Genomic DNA, 20,385 nt, shown 5'->3' on the forward strand with positions numbered 1-20,385 from the left:
CGGCGGGCCGCCGCGGCTGCGGTGCGGCCGGCGCGGCCGGTGCGGCCGGCGCGGCCGGGCGGGACGGGCCGATCAGCTCCAGGGCCTCCCGGGCCGGCGCCTGCACGATCTGCGGCTCCGACCGGCCGTCCGGGCGCGGTGCCGAGGGCTGGGCGGGGGCCGCCGGCCCGGCGGTGGGGCCCCGTTGCACGGTCGCACAGCCGGAGACGGCCGAGAGGGCCACGGTGACGAGCAGCGTCGCGGTCGTCGTCGTTCGATGCACCCGCGCAACTGTGGTGGCTCCGGTCCCACAAAGCCCGGCGGACCGGCGCAGGTTGGTCCGGACGGGTGAACCGCGCCCCCGCAGGGGGGCGCGCGCCCGGCCGGGCTGACGTGCGGGACCCGTCCGGCGGCCGCCGGGCCCACCGTATGCTTCCGATCATCGGACCGGCAGGCAAGCAGGGAAGGAGCCCCCGTGAAGGTCGGCTGCATCGGACTGGGTGACATCGCGCAGAAGGCGTATCTGCCGGTGCTCGGGGTCCAGCCCGGGGTCGAACTGCACCTGCAGACCCGGACACCCGCCACGCTGCACCGCGTCGCCGACAGCCTGCACCTGCCCCCCGCGCAGCGCCACGGCACCCTGGACGCGCTCCTGGCCCAGGACCTGGACGCCGCCTTCGTGCACGCGCCCACCGACGTGCACCCCGAGATCGTCACCCGGCTGCTGGAGGCGGGCGTCCCGACGTACGTCGACAAGCCGCTGGCCTACGCGCTGGCCGACTCCGAGCGGCTGGTGACGCTCGCCGAGGAGCGGGACGTGAGCCTGGCCGTCGGCTTCAACCGGCGGCACGCGCCCGGGTACGCGCAGTGCGCCGAGCATCCGCGCGAGCTGATCCTCATGCAGAAGAACCGGGCCGGGCTGCCCGAGGACCCGCGCACGATGATCCTGGACGACTTCATCCACGTCGTGGACACGCTGCGCTTCCTGGTGCCGGGCCGGATCGAGGACATGACCGTGCGGGCCCGCACGGTGGACGGGCTGCTGCACCACGTCGTGCTCCAGCTCGCCGGGGACGGCTTCACCGCGCTCGGCGTGATGAACCGGCTCAGCGGGTCGGCCGAGGAGATCCTGGAGGTCTCCGGGCAGGACACCAAGCGGCAGGTGGCCAACCTCGCCGAGGTGATCGACCACAAGGGCCAGCCGACGCTGCGACGGCGCGGCGACTGGGTGCCGGTGGCCCGGCAGCGGGGCATCGAGCAGGTGACGCTGGCCTTCCTCGACGCCGTGCGCGCGGGCACGCGGCTCAGCGCCCGGGACGCGCTGGCGACGCACGAACTGTGCGAGCGGGTGGTACGCGCGGTCCTGGCGGGGTCCGGCGCGGCCGCCTGACCGCCCGCCCGCCCTCGACGAGCACCAGGGCGATCAGCACCAGCAGCGCGAGGTACACCGGCCAGGCGCCGAGACGGGCGTACGGCGTGACACCGTCGGCCAGCGGCACCTCGTACACCCGCGCGGTGCTCTCGTCGGTGCCGAGCGGCGGGCCGATGCGCCCGCCGTCCGGGCCGTACACGGCGGAGACGCCGGTCAAGGTGGAGTGCACCATCGGGCGGCCGGTCTCGGCGGCCCGCAGCGCGGCCAGCGACGCGTGCTGCGCGGGCGCCCAGCTCTGCTGGAACGTCGAGGTCGCCGACTGGGCCACCAGCACGTCGGCGCCGGCCCGGGCCAGAGCGCGGCTCATGTCCGGGAACGCCGACTCGAAGCAGACCATCGGGCCGACCCGCAGCCCGCCGCCGAGGTCCATCACGACCTGCTCGGTGCCGCGCCGGCGGTCCTCGGCCGCGGCCTCGCCGACGGAGGTCGCCCAGCCCAGCAGCGAGCGCAGCGGCACGTACTCGCCGAACGGAACCAGCCGCATCTTGTCGTAGCGGTCGCCGGTCGGGCCGTCCGGGCCGATCAGCACCGAGCTCTTGTGGATGCCGGGCCGGTCCGAGCGGCGGGCGTCCACGTTGACCAGGACGGGGGCGCCGGCCTGCCGGGACAGCGCGGTGACGCGCCCGGCCAGGTCGGGCCGGCGGCCCAGGTCGTAGCCGACGCTGCTCTCGCCCCAGACGACCAGGTCGGCGTCCTGGCCGGCCAGGCTCCGGGTGAGCCGTTCCTCGCGGTCGAACCGGCGCTCGGGGCTGCCCACGCCCTGGATTACGCCGGGCTGCACCAGGGCCACCCGGACCCGCCCCTCGGTGCCGGGCCGCGGCGCCCACACCCAGGCTCCCGCGGTGACCGCGGCCGCGGCGAGCAGGGCGACGGCCGGTACCCGGGACCGCCGTACCGCGACCAGGACGGCGACGGCGACATTGACGCCGACCAGCAGGAAGCTCAGCAGCCACACCCCGCCCAGCGCGGCCAGCCGCAGTGCCGGTGCGACCTGCCACTGACTGGCGCCCAGCATGCCCCAGGGGCCGCCCAGCCCCTGCCAGGAGCGCACCAGTTCCACCGCCAGCCAGCCCGACGGCAGCACCAGCAGCGCGGCCGCGAGCCGGCCCGGGGAGGGCGTGCGGGCCAGGAACCGGTGGACGAGCCAGCCCCACGGCGCCCACAGCGCGCCGAGCAGGGCGGCGGCGACGAAGGTGAAGACGTGCAGGTTGGGCAGCAGCCAGTGGTGCACGGCCAGCATGAAGCCGAAGCCGCCGCACCAGCCGTCGTACAGCGCCCGCCGCCCGGTGGGCGCGCTGCGCGCGAGCAGGATCCAGGGCACCAGGGCGACGTACGCGAACCACCACAGGGACGGAGCCGGGAAGGAGATCATGGGCAGGGCGCCCGCCGCCGCGGCGATCGCGGAGCGCCACCACGGGGAGTCCAGCCGGCCGCCCAGCGTCTTCATACGGCGCCTCCCTGCCCGTGGATCCAGTGTGCGCGCGGCCGGCGATCCCGGTACAGAGGGCGCCCGTTCAGTTGATCACAGGTACCCCGGACCCCTGGGGCACACGCCGCCACTTCTCCCGCACGATCACCTCGCGCAGCCGCCAGCCGTCGTCCGTCCGCCGCAGCGTGAACGCGTACCGCCCGCCGCACACGTGGTCCGGCGCCGCCGGGCCGTCACCGGCGAGGCGCATCGGGCTGACGTAGTCGGCCTGCACGTGGGCGGTGTCCCCGGTGTCCCGCTCCAGGACCCCGAAGCGGACCCGGCGGTTGACGATGAGGTGCTGGCGTACGGCGAACGCCCGCAGGTGTTCGGCCAGCCACGCGGCGATCCGCCCGGCGTCGCCCTCGATGCCGCCGGCCGAGCGGTAGTCCGCCCGCCCGTCGGGGGTGAACAGCCTGCGGTACGCCTCCCAGTCGCCGTCGTCCACCGCCACGGCGTAGTCGGTGACCAGGGCGTCGACGGCCAGCCGGTCCATCACGGTCGCGAGCTCCACGCGCTGCGTCATCGGCTCAGTGTTGGGCACGGGGCGGGCCGCGCCAAGAGGGCGTGCCGTGTTGTTCGGTCGCCTTGATCGGCCGGCGCGGGAGAAGCCGTCCCCCGTGATCGATCAGACCCGCCGGCCCGGAACCGCGGCACCGTGTACGGGCCCGCCACACGCCCGCCACGCTCACCGTCCACCAGGACCATCCCGGTCCCGGACGGCCGGCGGCCCGCCACGGCCGCTCCCCGGACACCTGGAAGCGCGAGTGCATGACCTGGTCATCAGGCCGCGTTCACAGCCTCTTGCGTGCCGCGGGCACTCGACGGCCCGGGCTGCTCCACGCCACGTCGAGGCCGTCTCGTGGCGCAACTGCGGAGGACCTCGCGTCCGGGCCGGCGGCCGCCGTTCGGATCACCCGAGGTGGCCCTTCAGGTGATTGCCGGACGCCTGGTGAGCCGGACAGCCGTCGCACGGGGTACGACGTCCCCGGCAGAGAACGTGTCCGGAACGCCGTGAGGAGCTTGGGGATGTACGCAGCAGTCCGGCGGTACGAAGGAGTGACCGATGCGGCCGAGGCGGCACGTCTCGTGAACGAGGGGTTCGTGCCGCTCATGCGTCAAGTCGCAGGCTTCGTGGCCTACTACTGGATCGATGCCGGGGACGGAGTGATGGTCTCGGCCAGCGTCTTCCAGGACCAGGCCGGCGCCGAAGAATCGATCTTGAGGGCTGCGGGCTTCGTGCGGGACAACCTCGCGTCACTGCTTCCCCACCCTCCCCAGGTCATGACCGGCGAGGTGGTGGCTTCCGCATGACGGCGTTCGGTCCGGCCGTACGAGGTGGTTCCCACAGGGCTGTACCGGCCTGCCCTGCCCACATGACCGGTCTTCTCGGCGAGCTGCCGTCAGCTGCACAAGGGACCGCGAACGAGGCTTGACGTGGGTCATCGGGCCGCGTTCACGGACTGCGAGGGCACGTGCGTGAGCGCCGGGCCGCATCGACTCCGTTGAACAAGCCCGCCGGAGTGCGGATCATGAAGCCATGATGAAGCGGACGAAGAAGGCGGCTCCGGCCGAGGGGCCGGAGCGTGAGCCCGAGTTCTCGGCGTACCAGCGGGCGGTGCGGAACCCGGCTCCTCGCGGCCCCCGTGGTGCCCGCTCCTGAACCCTGGCAGCCCGTCGTACGCCTCTCGCACTACGCCCCCGGCCCGTACGCCGACCGGGACGTGTGGCGGGAGCGGCTGCGGACGGCACCCGCGCGCGGGCAGTGGGACCCGGAGCGCGGCCTGCGCCTCGCCCCGCTGCCGCACCGGTCGCTGCAACCGGGCGTCGCGCGGGAGGCGGCGGCCCGGTGCGCCGACGAGTGGATCGTGGGCATCGAGGACGTCACGCCGCCGGCGAGGGAGATCCACGGGCTGGTGCGGGCCGGCGGACCGACGCGGGCGCGCGAGCCGCTGCCCGGAAGGCGGCCGTACCCGCTGGACGACGACGCGCTCACACACCTGATCCCCGGAGGTTCCGCATGACACGCCCCGTCACCGTGGTCACCGGCGGCAGCCGGGGGATCGGCGCCGCGACCTGCCTGCGGCTGGCGGCCGACGGGCACGACGTGGCGGTCGGGTACGTCCGGGCCGCCGACGCCGCCGAGGCGGTGGCCGACGGGGTGCGGGCGGCGGGCGGCCGCTGCGTCACCGTGCGTGTGGACACGTCGGTCGACGCGGACGTGGAGCGGCTCTTCGACACCGCCGAGCGGCGGCTGGGGGCGGTCACGGGACTGGTGAACAACGCCGGGGTGACCGGCCCGCTGGGCCGGCTGGCCGACGCGGACCCGGCCGGGCTGCGCCGGGTCGTGGACGTCAACCTGCTGGGCACGCTGCTGTGCTCCCGGCGGGCCGCGCAGCTCATGTCCGCGCGGGGCGGCGGAGCGATCGTGAACGTGTCGTCGGCCGCCGCGACCCTGGGCAGCCCCGGCGAGTACGTCCACTACGCGGCGGCCAAGGCCGCGGTCGACGCCCTGACCGTGGGCCTGGCCAAGGAGCTCGGCCCGGACGGCGTGCGGGTCAACGCCGTCGCCCCCGGGGTGATCGACACCGAGATGCACGCGGCGATGGGCGACCCGGACCGCCCCCACCGGGCGGCGGCCGCGATCCCGCTGCGCCGGCCGGGGCGGGTGGAGGAGATCGCGGCGGCCGTGGCATGGCTGCTGTCGCCGGACGCGTCGTACGCGACGGGGGCGGTGCTGCGGGTGGCGGGCGGGCGGTGAGCGTTCGTCAGGTGCCCGCGCGCAGGCGCTGGAACGCCGTCGGGGCGGGGCGGGCGGACAGGAAGGCGCCGATCCGGCGGGCGCAGGCGGCGGGGTCCAGGACGCCGGTGTCGCACTCGACGTCGTAGACGCCGTGTGCGTGCACCTGCCGCAGCTGGCGGGCGGCGAGTCCGGGCGGGCGGTCGCCGCGCTCGCGCTCGCGCCGCTCCAGTTCGGCGAGGGGGCAGTGCACGCCGACGAGGACCACGTCCCGCGGCTCGAAGAGCGCGAGGCAGTCACGCAGGCGCCACTCGGCGCTGAGGACGTGGTCCATGACGACGTTGTTGCCGGCGGCGGCCATGCCGGCGACCGCGCGGTGGTAGCCCTGCCAGGTGCGGTGCAGGACAGTGTCCAGCTCGTCCGGCGGGACCGGGGCGTGGGACCGCATCGCGTGGAACGCGTCGGCCGGCATGTGGAAGTACGGCTCGTCCAGCAGCCGCAGCAGCTCGGCCGCGATGCTGGACTTGCCCGAACTGGACGTGCCGTTGAGGAAGACGATCAGACCGCGGCGCGCCGGCACGTCGGTGAGGTGTCTCATGGCACGGCCCTCCCGGGTGTCGCGCGGATCTGCCGGGTGCCGCCGGCCCGGACGGCGACGGCCCCCGGGGCGCTTGGGTTCAAGGGGTCGTCGCAACACCACTTGGTTTCAGGTGGTGAGTAGATCACGTAGACGCTCGGCTGGGGTATCCCAGCCGAGCGTCTCGCGTGGGCGGCCGTTGAGTTCCTGGGCGACGTGTTCGAGGTCTTCGGGGCTGTGGACGCTCAGGTCGGTGCCTTTCGGGAAGTACTGCCGCAGCAGCCCGTTCGTGTTCTCGTTCGAGCCGCGTGGCCAGGGCGAGGCGGGGTCGCAGAAGTAGACGGGCATGTCGGTGGCCATGGTGAACTGCTTGTGGCGTGCCATCTCGCTGCCCTGGTCCCACGTGAGGGAGCCGCGCAGGTGGGCGGGCGGGTCAAGATCGTGGCGACGAGGCCGTCGCGGACGGTTTCGGCGTCGTGGGCTCCGCCGGCGAGGTGGACCAGCATGGTGTAGCGGGTGCTGCGCTCGACCAGGGTGGCGATCGCGGAACGGCCGCCTGCGCCGATGATCAGGTCGCCTTCAGTGACCGGGCACCGCCCGGTCCTCGATGTCGGCGGGGCGGTCGCTGAGCATCACCATCGGGTCGATGAACCGTGGGGTGCGCCGCTGGGGGGTCCCGGCGTGGTCTGCGGCGGGTCCGGCCGGAGCGGATGGCTGCCTGCACTTCCCGTTTCAGGCCGCCGCGGGCCTGGAAATACAGCGCCTGGTAGACCGTCTCCACGACGTCGCCGATCCCGATGTCGTCCTTGACGCCGCCCGCGACACCGACGAGCAGTACGGCCTCGGGGTCCAGCCACGTCAGTACCCGGTCGGTGAGCGTGGCCGCCGTGAGTGTGCCTTCGCCCATGTTGATGAGGACCACCTGCCAAGGCGAGTCGGGGAGTTGGCCCAGCTTGGCCTTGGTTCCGTAGCGCGGGTGGGTGAGTGTCTCGATGTCCGTGAGGTGCTCCCGTATCGCGTCGTACTCCAGCGGCAGCGCGGTGAGGACGGCCACGGTTCTCTTTGCCTCCGGCACGTTTCCACGGTACTTGGCAGGCGTGCCGTGCCCGAGCCCCCGAGTCCTAGCGGATCGGCTGTGCGCGCCACTCGTTGATCAGGGAGCGTGCCGTCTCCTGGGTTGCGTCCTTGTCGAAGTGTTCCGTCTGCCAGGTCGTTGAGCGCAGGTCGCCGCGGTTTCGGTAGGTGCGCATGATCCGTACGTGGTCGTGGCGGGCCACGAAGTCCCGTAGGTGGCGCTCGTCGCGCCATACGGAGACCGATCCGGACCGGGAGCGCGACAGGCCGGGGACGCTCCACAGCCAGAGTCCGACCGCCCCCTCGACATCGCCCCAGGTGTGCCGCAGGGCGGCGCCGGCGATGGTGATGCCGACCGAGGTCCACGGGCGGTACGGCGCGAAGTCCGTGACGCTCACGACCGCCGCGCCGCCCGGCTCGCCGGTGTGCTCCGCCGGGCCGGGCTTCCACGGGGCGAACCAGATGGTGGCCGACATGGAATCTCCTCGCCGAGATAGAACTGATTGCCGCTAAAACTGCACGGCCGGTCGTGCTAATATAGCGGATCCTGATGCCTGACCGAGGAGCTCGAGAATGAAACCAGTCGAGGCAGCCGCGAGCATCGTCCTGAATACCGCCGCCCTGATCCCGGGGCGTCTGGCGGGCAAGGGAACCTTCGCCCTGTTCCACATGCCACTCGTGCGGAGCGAGGTGCGGTCCTCCGAGCGTGAGCTGTTCGAGAAGGCCGAGGTCTCCCACGTGGACGTGGGGGACGGCAAGCGCGCGGTCACCTACCGCTGGGGCAACGGCAGCCGCCCCGTGCTGCTGGTGCACGGATGGCAGTCACGAGCCTCCCGGCTGTCCGCCTTCATTCCGGAACTGCTCGACCGCGGCCACAGCGTCGTCGCCTTCGACGCGCCGGGTCACGGTGGCTCGGGCGGTCGTGGCACCACGATCCTGGACTACCGGGACATCGTTTCCGCACTGCACGACCAGTACGGCACGTTCGACTGTCTGATCGCCCACTCCATGGGGGTGCTGGGGTCGTCCTACGCGCTGAAGCACGGGGTGAAGGCGCAGAAGGTCGTCGCCATCAGCGGGGTCTGCGACTTCGACTACCTGGTGGAGGAGTTCTGCGCCGAGCTCAAGCTGAGCGGCCGGCTCAAGGCACGGCTGCACGACGAGATCCGTGCGAACCTCTTCCCCGACCTGCCTCTCGCCGAGGTGCCCTACTCGATCACGGACATCACCGGGATCCTGCGCGCACCGCTGCTGGTGATCCACGACGAGGACGACACCCGGATCAAGGCCGCACAGGGCCGTCGTCTGGCAGCGGCCTTCGGTGACCAGGCGCGGCTGGTCGTCACGAGCGGCCTCGGGCACCGCCGTATCCTCGGCGACGCGGAGGTCATCCGTACCGTGCTGGACTTCGTCGCCGACGGCCCCGGTCCTGTCAGTGGTGGGGCGGATGCGCGCGCGGACGTCAGGGATTGAGGCGTACGCCGCTCACGGAGGATTGACCCTAAGAGCACGAACGTCCAGTCATTTGCTATGCTTCTGTCGCCTCAGTGGAGTCGAGAAAGTCCGGTTCCAGGAGAGTAGGTGCGTATGGGTGTAGCAGGAACACAATCCGACGGCCGGGTCGCGCGCGGTAACCAGACCCGGCAACTGATCCTCGGTCGTGCGGTGGAGATCGCGTCCGTGGAGGGCCTCGCGGCGCTGTCCATGGGGCAACTCGCCAGTGAGCTGAACCTGAGCAAGAGCGGTGTGTTCGCGCTGTTCGGTTCCAAGGAGGATCTCCAGCTCGCCACGATCCGCGCGGCGATCACGGTGTATCTGGAGCATGTGGTCCAGCCCGCCCGTGATCTGCCCGCCGGCGTCGGTCGGCTCTGGCGGCTGTGCACGGGCTGGCTTACGTACTCCCGTGAACGCGTCTTCCCCGGCGGCTGCTTCTTCTACTCGGTCTCCGCCGAGTACGACGCCCGCGAGGGAAAGGTCCACGACACGCTCGCCGCCGCCCGCACCAACTGGCTCTCCTACGTGGAGCAGGTTGCGCGGGAGGCCCAGCTGGTGGGTGAGCTGTCGGCCGACGCCGACATCCCGCAGCTCGTCTTCGAGCTGGTGGCGTTCCTGGAGCTGGCGAACGCCGAGTCCGTCCTGCACGACGACTTCGCGTGCTACGACAGGGCGGCCAAGGCCGTACTGACCCGCCTGCGCATGGTGGCCACCGATCCGTCGGTGTTGCCTGCCACTGTCTGACGCCCCGGCCCCGCCCCGCCCCGCCTTGCCCCGGCACGAACCACGGCCGGGGCGAGGGCCCGTCAGGGCCCGTCTCCCGCCTCGCCCGTCACGCACCGATCGCGTGCACACCACCGTCGACGTGCACGATCTCGCCCGTGGTCCGGGGGAACCAGTCGGACAGCAGGGCCACGACGCCGCGGGCCGCCGGTTCGGGGTCGGAGAGGTCCCAGCCGACGGGGGCACGGGTCTCCCAGACCTCGCGGAAGGTCTCGAACCCCGGAATGTTCCTGGCCGCCGTGGTCTTGATCGGTCCCGCGGCCACCAGGTTGCAGCGGATGCCGCGCGCCCCGAGATCACGGGCGACATAGCGCGAGGTGGCTTCGAGCGCCGCCTTGGCCACGCCCATCCAGTCGTACGCCGGCCAGGCCGTGCTCGCGTCGAAGTCGAGACCCACGATCGCCCCGCCGTCCTCCTTCATGAGCGGCAGGCACGCCATGGCGAGCGACTTGAGGGAGTAGGCGGACACCTCGACGGCGGTCGCCACCGACTCCCAGCCGGTGGCCAGGAAGTTGCCTCCCAGCGCGTCCTGCGGAGCGAAGGCTATGGAGTGCACGACGCCGTCGAGGCGCGCGTCCCCGCCCGCCAGTTCACGGACGCGGTCGGCGAGGCCTTCGAGGTGTTCCTTGTTCTGGACGTCGAGTCCGATGACAGGGGCCGGCTTCGGCAGCCGCCTGGCGATCCGTTCGACGAGGCTGATCCGGCCGTAACCGGTGAGGATCACCTCGGCGCCCTGTTCCTGGGCGAGCCGGGCGGTGTGGAAGGCGATCGAGGATTCCATCAGGACGCCCGTCACCAGGACGCGCTTGCCCGCGAGAAGACCGCTCATCGTGTCGTCACCTCGTCCTGCCGGCCGGCGGCGGTGGATTGCTCGCCGGTGACGAACCGGACGATCTCGTCGACGACAGCGGGGGACCCGAGGATCCGCCGGTGTCCGAACCTGCGGGTGGTGACCAGGCGCGCCCGGTCACCGAAGACCCCGGCGATGCGCTCCGTCTGCTCCACGCCGACGGCCTCGTCGTTCTCGTCGTGGATCAGGAGGAGCGGGACCTGTACGAGGGGGGCGTGGTGGAGGACCGAGAACCGGGTCCACATGTCCTCACCGGGGTAGAGGTCGTGCTCCAGACGGTGCCGGACCTCGTCCTCCAGCCGCGGCCCCAGTCCCGCGTGGGCGCAGAACGAGTCGACCAGGTAACCGAAGTCGGGTACCGCGCTGATGGCCACGAGCCGGTCCGCGCGCAGCCCCCGCGACAGTGACAGGAAGGTGGCCAGGGCGCCGAAGGAGTGGCCCACGACGGCCGCGAAGTCCCCGTGCGAGCGGTGCAGTTCGGTGATGACGGCGCGGTACTCCAGGAGGGTCGTGCCCTCACCGCCGGACTCCCCGTGCCCCGCCGCGTCGAAGGACACCGGGCTGTAACCCAGCTCGACCAGCCGGGCGACGAGTTTGGCGTAACGCGACGCGCGCGACTCCCAGCCGTGCACCAGCAGCACCGGACGCGGACCCTCGCCCCAGGCGTAGGTGACGACCGTCGTGCCGTCGACGGTCAGCTCGTCGGTCCGCGCGCTCTCGATGACCGCCCGTTCGTCGGGCCGTGGTCGACTGCGTCCCTGGGGCCGACGGAAGAGATCGAACAGCTTCTCCCCTTCGGCGCTCGGGGCCGAGTCGCCGGCCCACGTCATGAGATCCATGGCAAACGTCTCCAGGTCGGTTCGATGGAAGCGACATTCTAGCACGACTGTTCGTGCTTATTCATGGAAAAGGTCGGCGGTCGCCCAGGGTGGTTGCGGATTTCGGCTGCGGGATCAGGAAAGTAAACGCACGATCGTGCTACTGTGTCGATGTCAGCACTCCCCTCTGGAGGACGTCATGACGCTCTCGCATCACGCACCTCGCCGCTCCGGGGCCGTGGAGGACCGGCAGGCCGGTCCCAACCAGCGGTTCAAGGATCTTCTGGACGCGGAGATAGACGCCAAGCTCCTCAGGAACTGGCCCACGGAGACCGCCGACACGGCGCGTCCCCAGAAGGGGGCCAGGCCGTGACCGACTCGGAAACCGCAAGCGAGAGCGCGCCACGAGCGCGTCTCGGCATCGCCGTCGCCTCCGGCATGCTCAAAGGGGTCTACGGGCACGGCGTGCTGTCCGCCTTCGAGGAACGCGGACTGCGCGCCGACGTGTACGGCACGGCCTCGTCGTCGGGGCTGTCCGGTGGCCTTGCCGCGATCGGCCGGGCACGTGCGGTCGGCGTGGACTACTGGCTGGGCGCCGCCTCGGCCGCCGTCGACAAGGGCATGAGCACCGTGGCCCTCGACAGCATCACGGAGTACGGCCCCACTCTGCGCGAGGGGCTCTTCCGGCCCGGCACCCCGGAGTTCCTGCTGGCCACCAGCAAGGTCACCGACGCTGCAGCCGCCGAGACCACCCAGGGGCCCGGTGCCAAGGCCCTCGGCAAGCAGCTGCTGCGCAACATCTTCACCGGGGACCGGGGCTGGGTCGAGCAGAACCTGGCTCCCGCCGTGTTCTCCACGCGGGCCGAGCCCGGCACCGGCCGGCCGCGCCTGACGCCGGAGAACCACGACGCGGTCGCCTACGCCTCGACCCGTATGCTGCACGCCTGGGCGATTCCCGCCGAGGTCGACGGGGAGGCCTACATCGACGCCTCGTACACCTGTTCCTGTCCGGCGCGCGAGGTCGCCGCCCGGGACGTGGACGTGCTGATCGCGATCGGCTCCGACCCGTTCCCGCTCTTCCGTGACCTGTACGCCTCCGAGGAGATCGTCGACGGCTCCGAGCTGGACGGGGCGCGGGTCCTCGTCGTCAAGCCGGACGCCGACCTCAAGGACCTGGGCGTGGACTACGCCGTCGCCAGCGCCGAAGGGCTCACCAAGGCGTACGGCATCGGACTCGCCGACGGCCACCGATTCATGGACGCACACCCGGAGTTGGCAGCTGTGCCGACCGCACACCAGGAAGGCGTCGCGTGACCCACGTCGTCACCGAGCAGTGCGTGCACTGCAAGTTCGCCGAATGCATCACCTACTGCCCGGTCGCCTGCTTCCGCGAGGCGGGCACGTTCCTCGTGATCGACCCCGAGGAGTGCATCGACTGCGGCAACTGCGTGGAGGCGTGTCCGGCCGACGCCATCTACCCGGAGGACGAGCTGCCGCCCGAGCTGCAGCCTGCCCTTGAGTGGAACAGCCGGCTCGCACTCCAGCTGCCGCTGGCCACCACCGACGTGGCGCCGCTCGCCGACGCCGAGGACTGGGTCGGACGGCCGGACAAGTGGCGCACGCTCAAGGGGGAAGAGGCCGTCCGCGTCGACTCTCCCTGACCTCGGACCGGCCGGAGAGCGGGCCCGAGCCGTGCCGCGAGTCTCCTGACGGGCCTGCTCCCGGGCGCCGGGCCGGACGCCGAGTCAATTGCGGATGAGCATCTTCCGTATGCGTTTGGAGCACTGATGAATCACGCAGCGCGGGTCGAGGAGGAAATCTTCGTCACGGCTTCCGCCGAGTCCGTCTACCGTGCGGTGAGCGACGTCCGGCGCATGGGCGAGTGGAGCCCGGAATGCGTGGGTGCCTGGTCCCGGAGCAAACGGTTCGAGCCGGGAACACGTTTCATCGGGTGGAATCACAAGCGCCTGTGGTTCTGGTTCACCTCGTGCACCGTCGTGCGCGCCGAATACCCAAGCGACTTCGCCTTCACGGTACATACGTTCGGAATGCCGGTCGCCCTGTGGGGCTACCGCTTCGAGGACCGGAATAGCGGCTGCCTGGTGACGGAGTACTGGGAGGACCGGCGAACCGGTCGCAGCGCCCCGCTCGCCAGACTTCTCGGGCTGGTCTTCACGGGCACCCCGGCGAAGCGCCGCGCCGAGGCCAACCGGAAGGGCATGCGCGCCACGCTCGACAGGCTCAAGGCGGTGGCGGAGAGAGCCTGATGCCTTGTCCGCGTGCCGCCGTCAACCGCGCCGTGAACAATGAACCATCTCCCTGGAGACGAGCACCAGAATGAACACATCCGCATTATCCGCCGGCATTTCGGCCGGCGACGCGATCGCCCTGCACCGTGCGCACCTGAGCCGGGGCCGCAGCCAACTCGCGGCGATGTTCGGCAATCTCGTCGAGCGGTCCGCGTCCGGCGCCCGCGTCACCACCACCGACGGCCAGGAGTTCCTCAACTGCGGCGGCTACGGAGTCTTCTTCACCGGAGCCGGGCACCCGCGCATCGTCGCGGCGGTACAACAGCAGATCCAGACGCAGGCCCTGTCCACCCGTCTCTTCCTCGACCCCGTCGTCGGACTCGCCGCGCAGGCGCTGACCTCCGTCGCGCCGGCCGGGCTCGACCGGGTCCACTTCTCCGGGTCCGGTACCGAGGCCACGGAGACGGCCGTCAAACTGGCGAGGGCGCACGGGAAGCGCCGGCTGATCTCGATGGAGAACGGCTATCACGGCAAGACCGCCGGAGCCCTGTCCCTGACGGCGAACCCCTTCTACCAGGATCCGTTCCGGCCACTGCTGCCCGACGTACGGCACGTCCCCTTCGGTGACACCGCCGCGCTGGCCACAGCCCTCGCGACGGGCGACGGCGACGCCTGCGTCGTACTCGAACCGGTCCAGAGCGAGGCCGGTGTGATCATGCCGCCGCCCGGCTACCTCAAGGAAGTGGCGGCCCTGTGCCGCGAGCACAACGCCTTCCTGGTGGTCGACGAGGTGATGACCGGACTGGGACGGCTGGGCGCCTGGTGGGGATGCGACCTCGCGGAGGTGCGGCCGGACGTCCTGCTGATCGGCAAGGCCCTGTCCGGTGGCGTGGTCCCGGTGGCCGCCGCGCTGGCCACCCCGGAGGTGTTCGCCCCCTTCGACGCAGATCCCTTCCTGCACACGTCCACCTACTCCGGGGCACCCATCGCGATGGCCGCGGCCCGCGCCACCATCGAGGTGATCCGCGACGAGGAACTGGTCGACCGGGCCGCCGGGACAGGCGCCCGGCTGCTGGCCGGGCTGCGTGCCATCGCTGCCGACCGGGCCCCCGGACTGGTCATTGAGGTGCGCGGGGCCGGCCTGCTCATCGGCCTCGAACTCGTCGACGCCAGCCAGGCCGGGGAACTGCTGCTGGAGCTGGTCGACCGCCACGTGGTGGTCAACCACTCGCTCAACGCGCACCCCGTCGTACGCATCACCCCGCCCGCCGTCATCGCCCCCGACGAGGAGACCCAGCTGCTGGAAGCGGTGGACGGGGCGCTGGCGGCCATGGCGAAGAAGTTCTGAGACCTCCACAGTTCTGAGATGTCCACCCCGTCAATCCGACGCCTGCGAGAGACCACGACATGGCAACGCCGATCAAGACCGTCCTGCTCACCGGCGGCTCCGGAGTGCTCGGCACCGCGCTCATACCGCAGCTGCGGCATCACCGCGTGATCGCCCTGGCCCATCGAAACAAGCCCGCCGGCTGCCACCGGGTGGTGCCCGCGGACGTCTCCCGGCCCTTGCTGGGCCTGGACCCCGCCGCCTACCGCGAACTCTGCGCCGAGGTGGACGTCGTGATCCACGCCGCCGGCATGGTGAAGTTCAGCAGCACCGCGGAGGAGATGAACACCCTCAACGTGCGGGGCGCCCAGGGCATGTCCCGGTTCGCCGTCGACGCCGACGCACCGCTCATCCACGTCAGCACGGCCTACGTCGCACGCGCGGAGGAGATCCGGGCCGCGGGCGGAGACCAGGCGGGCCGGGCCGGCAGCAGCCCCTCGCTGTACGTGACCTCCAAGCTCGCCGGCGAGAAGATCGTCCGGGACAGCGGCGCCCAGGCCGTGATCGTCCGTCCGTCGATCATCATCGGTGACTCCGTCACGGGTGAGATCTCCGAGGCTCAGGGGCTGCACACCTTCGCCCACAACATCCTGCGCAACCGGCTGCCCTTCGTACCCAGCGACCCCACGGGCTACGTCGACTTCGTCCCCCAGGACCTGGTCGCCCGGGCCGTCGTGACGCTGCTCGACCAGGATGTGCGGGACGGGGAGTACTGGCTCAGCAGCGGGGCCCACGCCCTGACCTCGCACCGGCTGACCGAAGTGATCATCGAGGAGGCGGCCGACCGGGGCATCACGGTCAACCCCGTGCGCGTCCTCTCCCCGGACATCGTGGAACGCCTGGTGCGCCCCGCGTTCTTCGACGTGGTGCCCGACTCGGCGAAGACACGGCTCGACCGGCTGCTGGACATGAGCGCCGTGCTCTTCCACGAGCACCCCATCCCCAGTTCGCTGACCGAGATCCCCGGCTGCGAGTCCGCGGCGGACGTCAGGGCCAGCGAGAACGCGTGGCGGGCCTCCATCCGCCATCTGATCCAGAACCGGTACAAGGTCTACGCCACGGCCTGACCGCCCAGGTGTGGGAAGGAAACCATGAGCGCGGAGCAAGCCTTCGGGCACCCGCAGAACTACCGCACCACGCGGGCGGAGTACCTCGGCGCCTTCGCCGTGGCCGCCGTCGCCTTCCTGTGGCACGTGGACGAGGTGCGCTGGGGACCGGCGATCCTGCTTTTCGCCTACATCGACATCATCGGCTACATCCCGGGCCTGATCGCCTACCACCTGTCCGAGGACGGGCGGATCCACCCGGTGTTCCACATCTTGTACAACGTCATGCACACCTGGCTGTCCGCCGGCGCGGTGATACTGCTGTGGGTCTGGCTGGTGGGCCCGGAGTGGGCGCTGCTGGTCGTCCCCCTGCACCTGTTCGGCGACCGCGGTCTGCTGGGCAACTACGCCAAGCCGGTCGCCGAGCCGTTCGAGCACTTCGAGACCGGCCGCCAGAAGGCCTTCCACGCCGCACAGCGGGCACGGGTGCGGTCCATATGACGGCGGCGCGGCCGGACGTCCTGGAGAACATCTCCACGTACGCCGATCACCCCAGCGGGTTCCTCGCCTACAACGACGACGTGGAGCACTTCACCTCCGCGTCCGTGCCCGGTGTCATCTCCTACCGGCGGCGCGGGTCGACCGTGTTCGTCTTCGGCGGGCCGTTCGCGCCCGCCGAGCACCGCGCCGCGCTCCTGGCCGAGTTCCAGGAGCGGGTGGCCGGCCGCAGACAGCGGCTGGTGGCCGTCCAGGTCCGGGCCGGGGACCTGGACGTCTTCGCCGGCCGCGACTGGACGGTCAACCAGCTGGGCAGCTCGTACAGCGTCGACCTGAGACGCTTCTCGCTCAAGGGCAAGGCGCTGGCCAAGATCCGGCAGAACACGGCCCGGGCCAGACGGGAGAAGGTGTCGGTCCGTGAGGTGCCGGCCGTCGACCCGCCGCCCGAACTGGACGAGATCGACCGCAGCTGGCTCCGCGACAAGGGCCGGCACGTCAAGCGGATGACCTTCCTGGCGGGCGAACGCACCGGCCGGGGCACCCCGCACCGGCGGCTGTTCGTGGCCGAACGGGACGGGGCCGTGATCGGCTACGTCTCCTACTCGCCGGCGTACGGCAGCCGCCCCGGCTGGCTGTACGACCTGACCCGGCGCACACCGCAGGCATCGGTCGGCACGGTCGAGCTGATCAACCACGTCGCCCTGCGGACGTTCACCGAGGAAGGCGGCGAGTGGCTCCACCTGGGACTCACCCCGTTCGCCGGGCTGGGCGAGGAGCCCGCCAACGCCAGCCCGGTGCTCAGCCGCATGGTGCGGCTGATCGCCGAGCGGGGCACGTTCGTCTACCCGGCCCGGTCCCAGCAGGCGTTCAAGCTCAAATGGGCGCCGCAGGTCATCGAACCCGAGTACGTGGCCTTCCGGGGCGGACCCCGGCCCTCCTCCCTCTGGCAGCTCTTCCGCATCACCAACGCCATCTGACCGACCACCCCGAGGACCACGAGATGACGAAGAACATCGCGCCCGAGGCGGACTGGGACCTGGCTCCCGACGTGCTGGCCGGAGCCCGGGAACTCACCCTCGGCCCCGAGCAGTGCGACCTGGACTACTGGCTGGCCAACGTCGCCCAGGGCACGCTCGTCGGGCTGGTGAACGGTCACCGCCCGGACGCCGTGACGCCCGAGCACATGCTCAAGCCCGGCCCGCTGCGTGACGCGCTCCTCCTCGAGTTCTCCTTCCGCTCCATCGCCGAGGACAAGGCCGCACGCGCCATCACCTCCCTGGTGCAGAACGCTCCGGACGTGAAGTCCATGGAGTTCTTCGCCACCCAGCTCGTCGACGAGGCGCGGCACGCCCAGGCGTTCCGGTCGCACATGGTGGAGGTCGGCGTCCCGGAGGCGGAACTCGACCAGGTCATCGAGGAGTACGCGGGCGAGCACCGGCGCAACGTCCTGGACCCCCTGGAGGAGTTCGGCCTGTCGGTGATGAACGGACCGCACGCCTTCGTCTCCGGAGTCGCGGTCCTCACCATCCTGGTCGAGGGAGTGCTGGCGCCCACCGGTGAACTCAGCGAGCACAAGTGGAGGTTCGTCGACCCGGCGGCGGCGAGCGTGGAGCGCGGAGCGGGCATCGACGAGATCCGGCACCTGACCGTCGGCAGCGAGATCGTCAAGCGGCACCTGGAGCTTGACCCGTCGCTCAAGGAGCACCTGGCGGACGTGGTCCGGCGCGGCAACGAGCTGTGGGCCCAGTTGCCGGTGCTGGCGGTGCTGCAACGCCGGGAGGAACTGTTCCAGGAGGGCGTCCAGCAGCTCGCCGATGTCATCGGCGACCACGAGATCTGGGCGGGCCGCCGCCTGCTGGACACCACTCCGGACGAAAGGATCGCCACCGCCCTGCAGTGGTCCGTCGAGACCCAGACCGTCCGCCTGGCGTACATGGGGATGAGCGAATGAGCGATCGGTCCGGACGTCCGGCAGCGGACACCGGGGCCGACCGGCTGACGGTGTCGCTGCCGGACGGAGCCGATCTGGCGGTGCTCCACTGGCCGGGGCAGGTGGGCGAGCCGCTGGTGGTCGTGTGGCCCGCACTCGGTGTGCGGGCGCGGTTCTACCGGCGTTTCGCCGCCGCGCTGGCGGCGCACGGCCTGGGCGTGGCGGTCGCCGATCTGCGCGGGCAGGGCAACAGCCTGCCCCGGCCGAACTCCTCGGCCCGCTACGGCTACCACGAACTCGCCACGGTGGACTACCCCGCCGTGGTCGGCGCCCTGCGCGAACGGGCGCCGGGCAGCCCGGTGTTCCTGCTGGGGCACAGCATCGGCGGGCAGATCGGCCTGATGTACGCGGCCAGGAATCCGTCCTCGCTGGACGGCGTCCTGCTGGTCGCGGCGGGTACTCCGCACTTCCGCAGCTATCCGGGGCTGACCGGGCTGATTCCGCTCCTCGGTACCAACACCGTCGCGGCCGTCGCCCGGCTCCGCGGCTACTGGCCGGGCGACGTGCTGCGCTTCGCGGGCCGTCAGTCCCGGGTGCTGGTCGCCGACTGGGCCCGGATGGCCCGTACCGGCCGCTACCGCCCGGCCGGCGCCGACGTCGACTACGAGCAGCTGATCGCGGGCCTTGGCCTGCCGGTGCTTGCGGTGTCGGTCGGAGGCGACCTGCTGGCCCCGGCCAGCGCGGTGGACGCCCTGTGCCGGCTGCTGCCGGGCGCCGAGGTGTCCCGCCGGCACCACGCCGAACGACTCAGCCACACCGCATGGGCCAACCGGCCCGAGCCGATCGCCAGGGAGATCGGCAGCTGGATCGACAGCACGCTCGCGGGCAAACCCTGGACCGGACCCACAGGAGACGACGATGAGGTTTCTTGAGCCGGAGCGCGAGACTCTGGAAAAGTTCCTGCCCGGACTGGACGACCGGCTGGCCGACCTCCCACTGAAGGAACGGGAACGGCCGCGGGGTCCCGCGCTGACTCTGTTCAGGGAAGCGGGCGGCCCCGGCCTCGTGGTGCCCGCGGAACACGGCGGCCTGGGGGCGAGCGCCGTGCAGGCCGTACGGCTGCAGCGTGCCGTGGCCTCGCGCAGTCCGTCCCTGGCGGTGGCCACCACCATGCACCACTTCTCGGTCGCGGGCCTGATCCAGGCGTACGAGGCCACCAAGGGCATGGAGTGGATGCTGCTCCAGGCGGTCGCCGACCAGCGGCTGCTGATGGCCTCCGGGTTCGCCGAGGGCAGGTCGGGACAGTCGATCCTCACGTCCTCCATCTCGGCCAGGCAGGACGGCGACGACATCGTCCTCAACGGGGCCAAGAAGCCCTGCAGCCTGTCCGCGTCGATGGATCTGCTGACCGCGTCGGTGACCCTCGACACCGGCAACGGCCCGCAGCTCGCCGTGGCGCTCGTCTCCGCCGCCACCCCCGGCATCTCCGTGCACCCGTTCTGGGGCACCCCGGCGCTGGCGGGTGCCGAGAGCGACGAGGTGCGGCTGGCGGACGTCCGGGTGCCCGCGGACATGGTGGTCCGCACCGAGCTGGGCGAGGACGGCAGTCTGGACACGATCCAGAACGTCGGCTTCATCTGGTTCGAGCTGATGATGGCGGCCTCGTATCTGGGCATGGCCGGCGCGCTGGCGGAACGGGTGCTGGCCCGGGAGCGGACGGACGTCGCCGAGCGGGCCCGGATCCTGGTGGAGCTGGAGGCCACGATGGGTGCCATCGTGGGCGCCGCGTCGGCGCTGGACGGCGACGGCCCCGTGGGGCAGGCGGAGTTGCTGCAGGCGCTGGTGGTCCGGTTCTCGGTGCAGGACACCATCGACCGGGTCGTCCCGCGCTGTCTGGAGTCGCTCGGCGGCATGTCGTACGTCTCCAGTGACGAGACGTCGTATCTGGCCGCGTGCGCGGCGGCCCTGAAGTTCCACCCGCCCTCGCGCGCCTGGTCCGGCCAGGCGCTGTGCACGGCCTTCGCCGACGGACCGCTGGTCCTCGGCTGACCGGCAGCCGT

The 20,385-nt window shown here is 71.6% G+C and carries 23 protein-coding genes and 3 pseudogenes; 17 read left to right on the forward strand and 9 right to left on the reverse strand.

The features are described from left to right. A pseudogene (locus ACFF45_RS22290) lies at positions 1 to 262 on the reverse strand (hypothetical protein); the annotation flags it as partial. Between the two features lie 192 nt (positions 263 to 454). On the opposite strand from ACFF45_RS22290, the gene ACFF45_RS22295 reads away from it, so the two are divergent. Further along, positions 455 to 1,369, forward strand: coding sequence for a Gfo/Idh/MocA family protein (locus ACFF45_RS22295; RefSeq protein ID WP_381348201.1), 915 nt, complete (start codon positions 455 to 457; stop codon positions 1,367 to 1,369). Here the strand turns inward: ACFF45_RS22295 and lnt are convergent. Both lnt and ACFF45_RS22305 read right to left on the reverse strand, forming a co-directional pair. Further along, a complete protein-coding gene (gene lnt / locus ACFF45_RS22300) occupies positions 1,284 to 2,858 on the reverse strand; it encodes an apolipoprotein N-acyltransferase (protein ID WP_381348202.1) in 1,575 nt (524 codons plus the stop codon). The two genes, ACFF45_RS22295 and lnt, sit on opposite strands and share 86 nt — an antisense overlap. Before the next feature lie 67 nt (positions 2,859 to 2,925). Then, on the reverse strand, positions 2,926 to 3,405 hold the full coding sequence (locus tag ACFF45_RS22305) for a nuclear transport factor 2 family protein (protein WP_381348203.1): 480 nt from the start codon (positions 3,403 to 3,405) through the stop codon (positions 2,926 to 2,928). Between the two features lie 503 nt (positions 3,406 to 3,908). Here ACFF45_RS22305 and ACFF45_RS22310 point away from each other — a divergent pair. The 3 genes from ACFF45_RS22310 (at position 3,909) to ACFF45_RS22320 (ending at position 5,640) form a co-directional block, all read left to right on the forward strand. Beyond that, a complete protein-coding gene (locus tag ACFF45_RS22310) occupies positions 3,909 to 4,193 on the forward strand; it encodes a hypothetical protein (RefSeq protein WP_381348204.1) in 285 nt (94 codons plus the stop codon). 272 nt (positions 4,194 to 4,465) lie between these two features. Beyond that, on the forward strand, positions 4,466 to 4,903 hold the full coding sequence (locus ACFF45_RS22315; RefSeq protein ID WP_381348205.1) for a DUF4291 family protein: 438 nt from the start codon (positions 4,466 to 4,468) through the stop codon (positions 4,901 to 4,903). Next, positions 4,900 to 5,640, forward strand: a complete 741-nt coding sequence (locus tag ACFF45_RS22320) for an SDR family oxidoreductase (protein ID WP_381348206.1) — start codon at positions 4,900 to 4,902, stop codon at positions 5,638 to 5,640. The genes ACFF45_RS22315 and ACFF45_RS22320 overlap by 4 nt, the downstream gene beginning before the upstream one ends. Before the next feature lie 7 nt (positions 5,641 to 5,647). Here ACFF45_RS22320 and ACFF45_RS22325 read toward each other — a convergent pair whose 3' ends face one another. The 4 genes and pseudogenes from ACFF45_RS22325 to ACFF45_RS22335 all read right to left on the reverse strand — a co-directional run bounded on the left by ACFF45_RS22325 (position 5,648) and on the right by ACFF45_RS22335 (position 7,746). After that, the gene (locus ACFF45_RS22325) at positions 5,648 to 6,217 is read right to left on the reverse strand and encodes a chloramphenicol phosphotransferase CPT family protein (protein ID WP_381348207.1); all 570 of its coding nucleotides are present in this window, start codon (positions 6,215 to 6,217) and stop codon (positions 5,648 to 5,650) included. Between the two features lie 108 nt (positions 6,218 to 6,325). Further along, positions 6,326 to 6,974: pseudogene (locus ACFF45_RS22330) on the reverse strand (IS30 family transposase); the annotation flags it as partial. A 21-nt stretch (positions 6,975 to 6,995) separates the two neighbouring features. Continuing rightward, positions 6,996 to 7,271 (reverse strand): annotated as a pseudogene (locus tag ACFF45_RS35670) (5'-methylthioadenosine/S-adenosylhomocysteine nucleosidase family protein); the annotation flags it as partial. A 46-nt stretch (positions 7,272 to 7,317) separates the two neighbouring features. Continuing rightward, entirely contained in the window at positions 7,318 to 7,746 is a 429-nt protein-coding gene (locus ACFF45_RS22335) for a hypothetical protein (protein ID WP_381348208.1), read from the reverse strand. Positions 7,747 to 7,843: 97 nt separating this feature from the next. On the opposite strand from ACFF45_RS22335, the gene ACFF45_RS22340 reads away from it, so the two are divergent. Then, positions 7,844 to 8,743 (forward strand): alpha/beta hydrolase, encoded by a 900-nt coding sequence (locus ACFF45_RS22340; RefSeq protein ID WP_381348209.1) that lies wholly within the window; start codon positions 7,844 to 7,846, stop codon positions 8,741 to 8,743. A 114-nt stretch (positions 8,744 to 8,857) separates the two neighbouring features. Then, a complete protein-coding gene (locus ACFF45_RS22345) occupies positions 8,858 to 9,508 on the forward strand; it encodes a TetR/AcrR family transcriptional regulator (protein ID WP_381348210.1) in 651 nt (216 codons plus the stop codon). An 88-nt stretch (positions 9,509 to 9,596) separates the two neighbouring features. On the opposite strand, the gene fabI is transcribed toward ACFF45_RS22345, so the two are convergent. Together fabI and ACFF45_RS22355 are read right to left on the reverse strand one after the other, a co-directional pair. Further along, a complete protein-coding gene (gene fabI / locus ACFF45_RS22350; protein WP_381348211.1) occupies positions 9,597 to 10,376 on the reverse strand; it encodes an enoyl-ACP reductase FabI in 780 nt (259 codons plus the stop codon). After that, positions 10,373 to 11,236 carry an alpha/beta hydrolase family protein gene (locus ACFF45_RS22355; RefSeq protein WP_381348212.1) on the reverse strand — a complete coding sequence of 288 codons (864 nt, stop codon included), beginning with the start codon at positions 11,234 to 11,236 and terminating at the stop codon, positions 10,373 to 10,375. The genes fabI and ACFF45_RS22355 overlap by 4 nt, the downstream gene beginning before the upstream one ends. Positions 11,237 to 11,414: 178 nt before the next feature. Here ACFF45_RS22355 and ACFF45_RS22360 point away from each other — a divergent pair, with 178 nt between their 5' ends. From ACFF45_RS22360 to ACFF45_RS22410, 11 genes are all read left to right on the forward strand, one after another. After that, on the forward strand, positions 11,415 to 11,588 hold the full coding sequence (locus ACFF45_RS22360; protein WP_381348213.1) for a hypothetical protein: 174 nt from the start codon (positions 11,415 to 11,417) through the stop codon (positions 11,586 to 11,588). Then, a complete protein-coding gene (locus tag ACFF45_RS22365; RefSeq protein ID WP_381348214.1) occupies positions 11,585 to 12,529 on the forward strand; it encodes a patatin-like phospholipase family protein in 945 nt (314 codons plus the stop codon). Before ACFF45_RS22360 ends, ACFF45_RS22365 begins: the two co-directional genes overlap by 4 nt. Then, complete coding sequence (locus tag ACFF45_RS22370; protein WP_381348215.1) at positions 12,526 to 12,876, forward strand: ferredoxin family protein; 351 nt, start codon at positions 12,526 to 12,528, stop codon at positions 12,874 to 12,876. Before ACFF45_RS22365 ends, ACFF45_RS22370 begins: the two co-directional genes overlap by 4 nt. A 126-nt stretch (positions 12,877 to 13,002) precedes the next feature. Next, a complete protein-coding gene (locus ACFF45_RS22375) occupies positions 13,003 to 13,482 on the forward strand; it encodes an SRPBCC family protein (RefSeq protein ID WP_381348216.1) in 480 nt (159 codons plus the stop codon). Positions 13,483 to 13,552: 70 nt separating this feature from the next. Continuing rightward, complete coding sequence (locus ACFF45_RS22380) at positions 13,553 to 14,812, forward strand: aspartate aminotransferase family protein (protein ID WP_381348217.1); 1,260 nt, start codon at positions 13,553 to 13,555, stop codon at positions 14,810 to 14,812. Positions 14,813 to 14,871: 59 nt separating this feature from the next. Beyond that, positions 14,872 to 15,918 carry an SDR family oxidoreductase gene (locus ACFF45_RS22385; protein WP_381348218.1) on the forward strand — a complete coding sequence of 349 codons (1,047 nt, stop codon included), beginning with the start codon at positions 14,872 to 14,874 and terminating at the stop codon, positions 15,916 to 15,918. Positions 15,919 to 15,942: 24 nt separating this feature from the next. Next, positions 15,943 to 16,398: a hypothetical protein gene (locus ACFF45_RS22390; protein ID WP_381348219.1), complete on the forward strand. Its 456-nt coding sequence runs from the start codon at positions 15,943 to 15,945 to the stop codon at positions 16,396 to 16,398. After that, on the forward strand, positions 16,395 to 17,372 hold the full coding sequence (locus ACFF45_RS22395; RefSeq protein WP_381348220.1) for an MprF family protein: 978 nt from the start codon (positions 16,395 to 16,397) through the stop codon (positions 17,370 to 17,372). Before ACFF45_RS22390 ends, ACFF45_RS22395 begins: the two co-directional genes overlap by 4 nt. 23 nt (positions 17,373 to 17,395) lie before the next feature. Continuing rightward, positions 17,396 to 18,346, forward strand: coding sequence for a ferritin family protein (locus tag ACFF45_RS22400; RefSeq protein WP_381348221.1), 951 nt, complete (start codon positions 17,396 to 17,398; stop codon positions 18,344 to 18,346). After that, positions 18,343 to 19,257, forward strand: a complete 915-nt coding sequence (locus ACFF45_RS22405; RefSeq protein WP_381348222.1) for an alpha/beta hydrolase family protein — start codon at positions 18,343 to 18,345, stop codon at positions 19,255 to 19,257. Before ACFF45_RS22400 ends, ACFF45_RS22405 begins: the two co-directional genes overlap by 4 nt. Continuing rightward, positions 19,244 to 20,374 (forward strand): acyl-CoA dehydrogenase family protein, encoded by a 1,131-nt coding sequence (locus ACFF45_RS22410; protein ID WP_381348223.1) that lies wholly within the window; start codon positions 19,244 to 19,246, stop codon positions 20,372 to 20,374. Before ACFF45_RS22405 ends, ACFF45_RS22410 begins: the two co-directional genes overlap by 14 nt. Positions 20,375 to 20,385 lie beyond the last annotated feature (11 nt).

It is taken from the genome of Streptomyces cinereospinus, from assembly GCF_042430725.1.
Classification (GTDB): Bacteria; Actinomycetota; Actinomycetes; order Streptomycetales; family Streptomycetaceae; genus Streptomyces; species Streptomyces cinereospinus.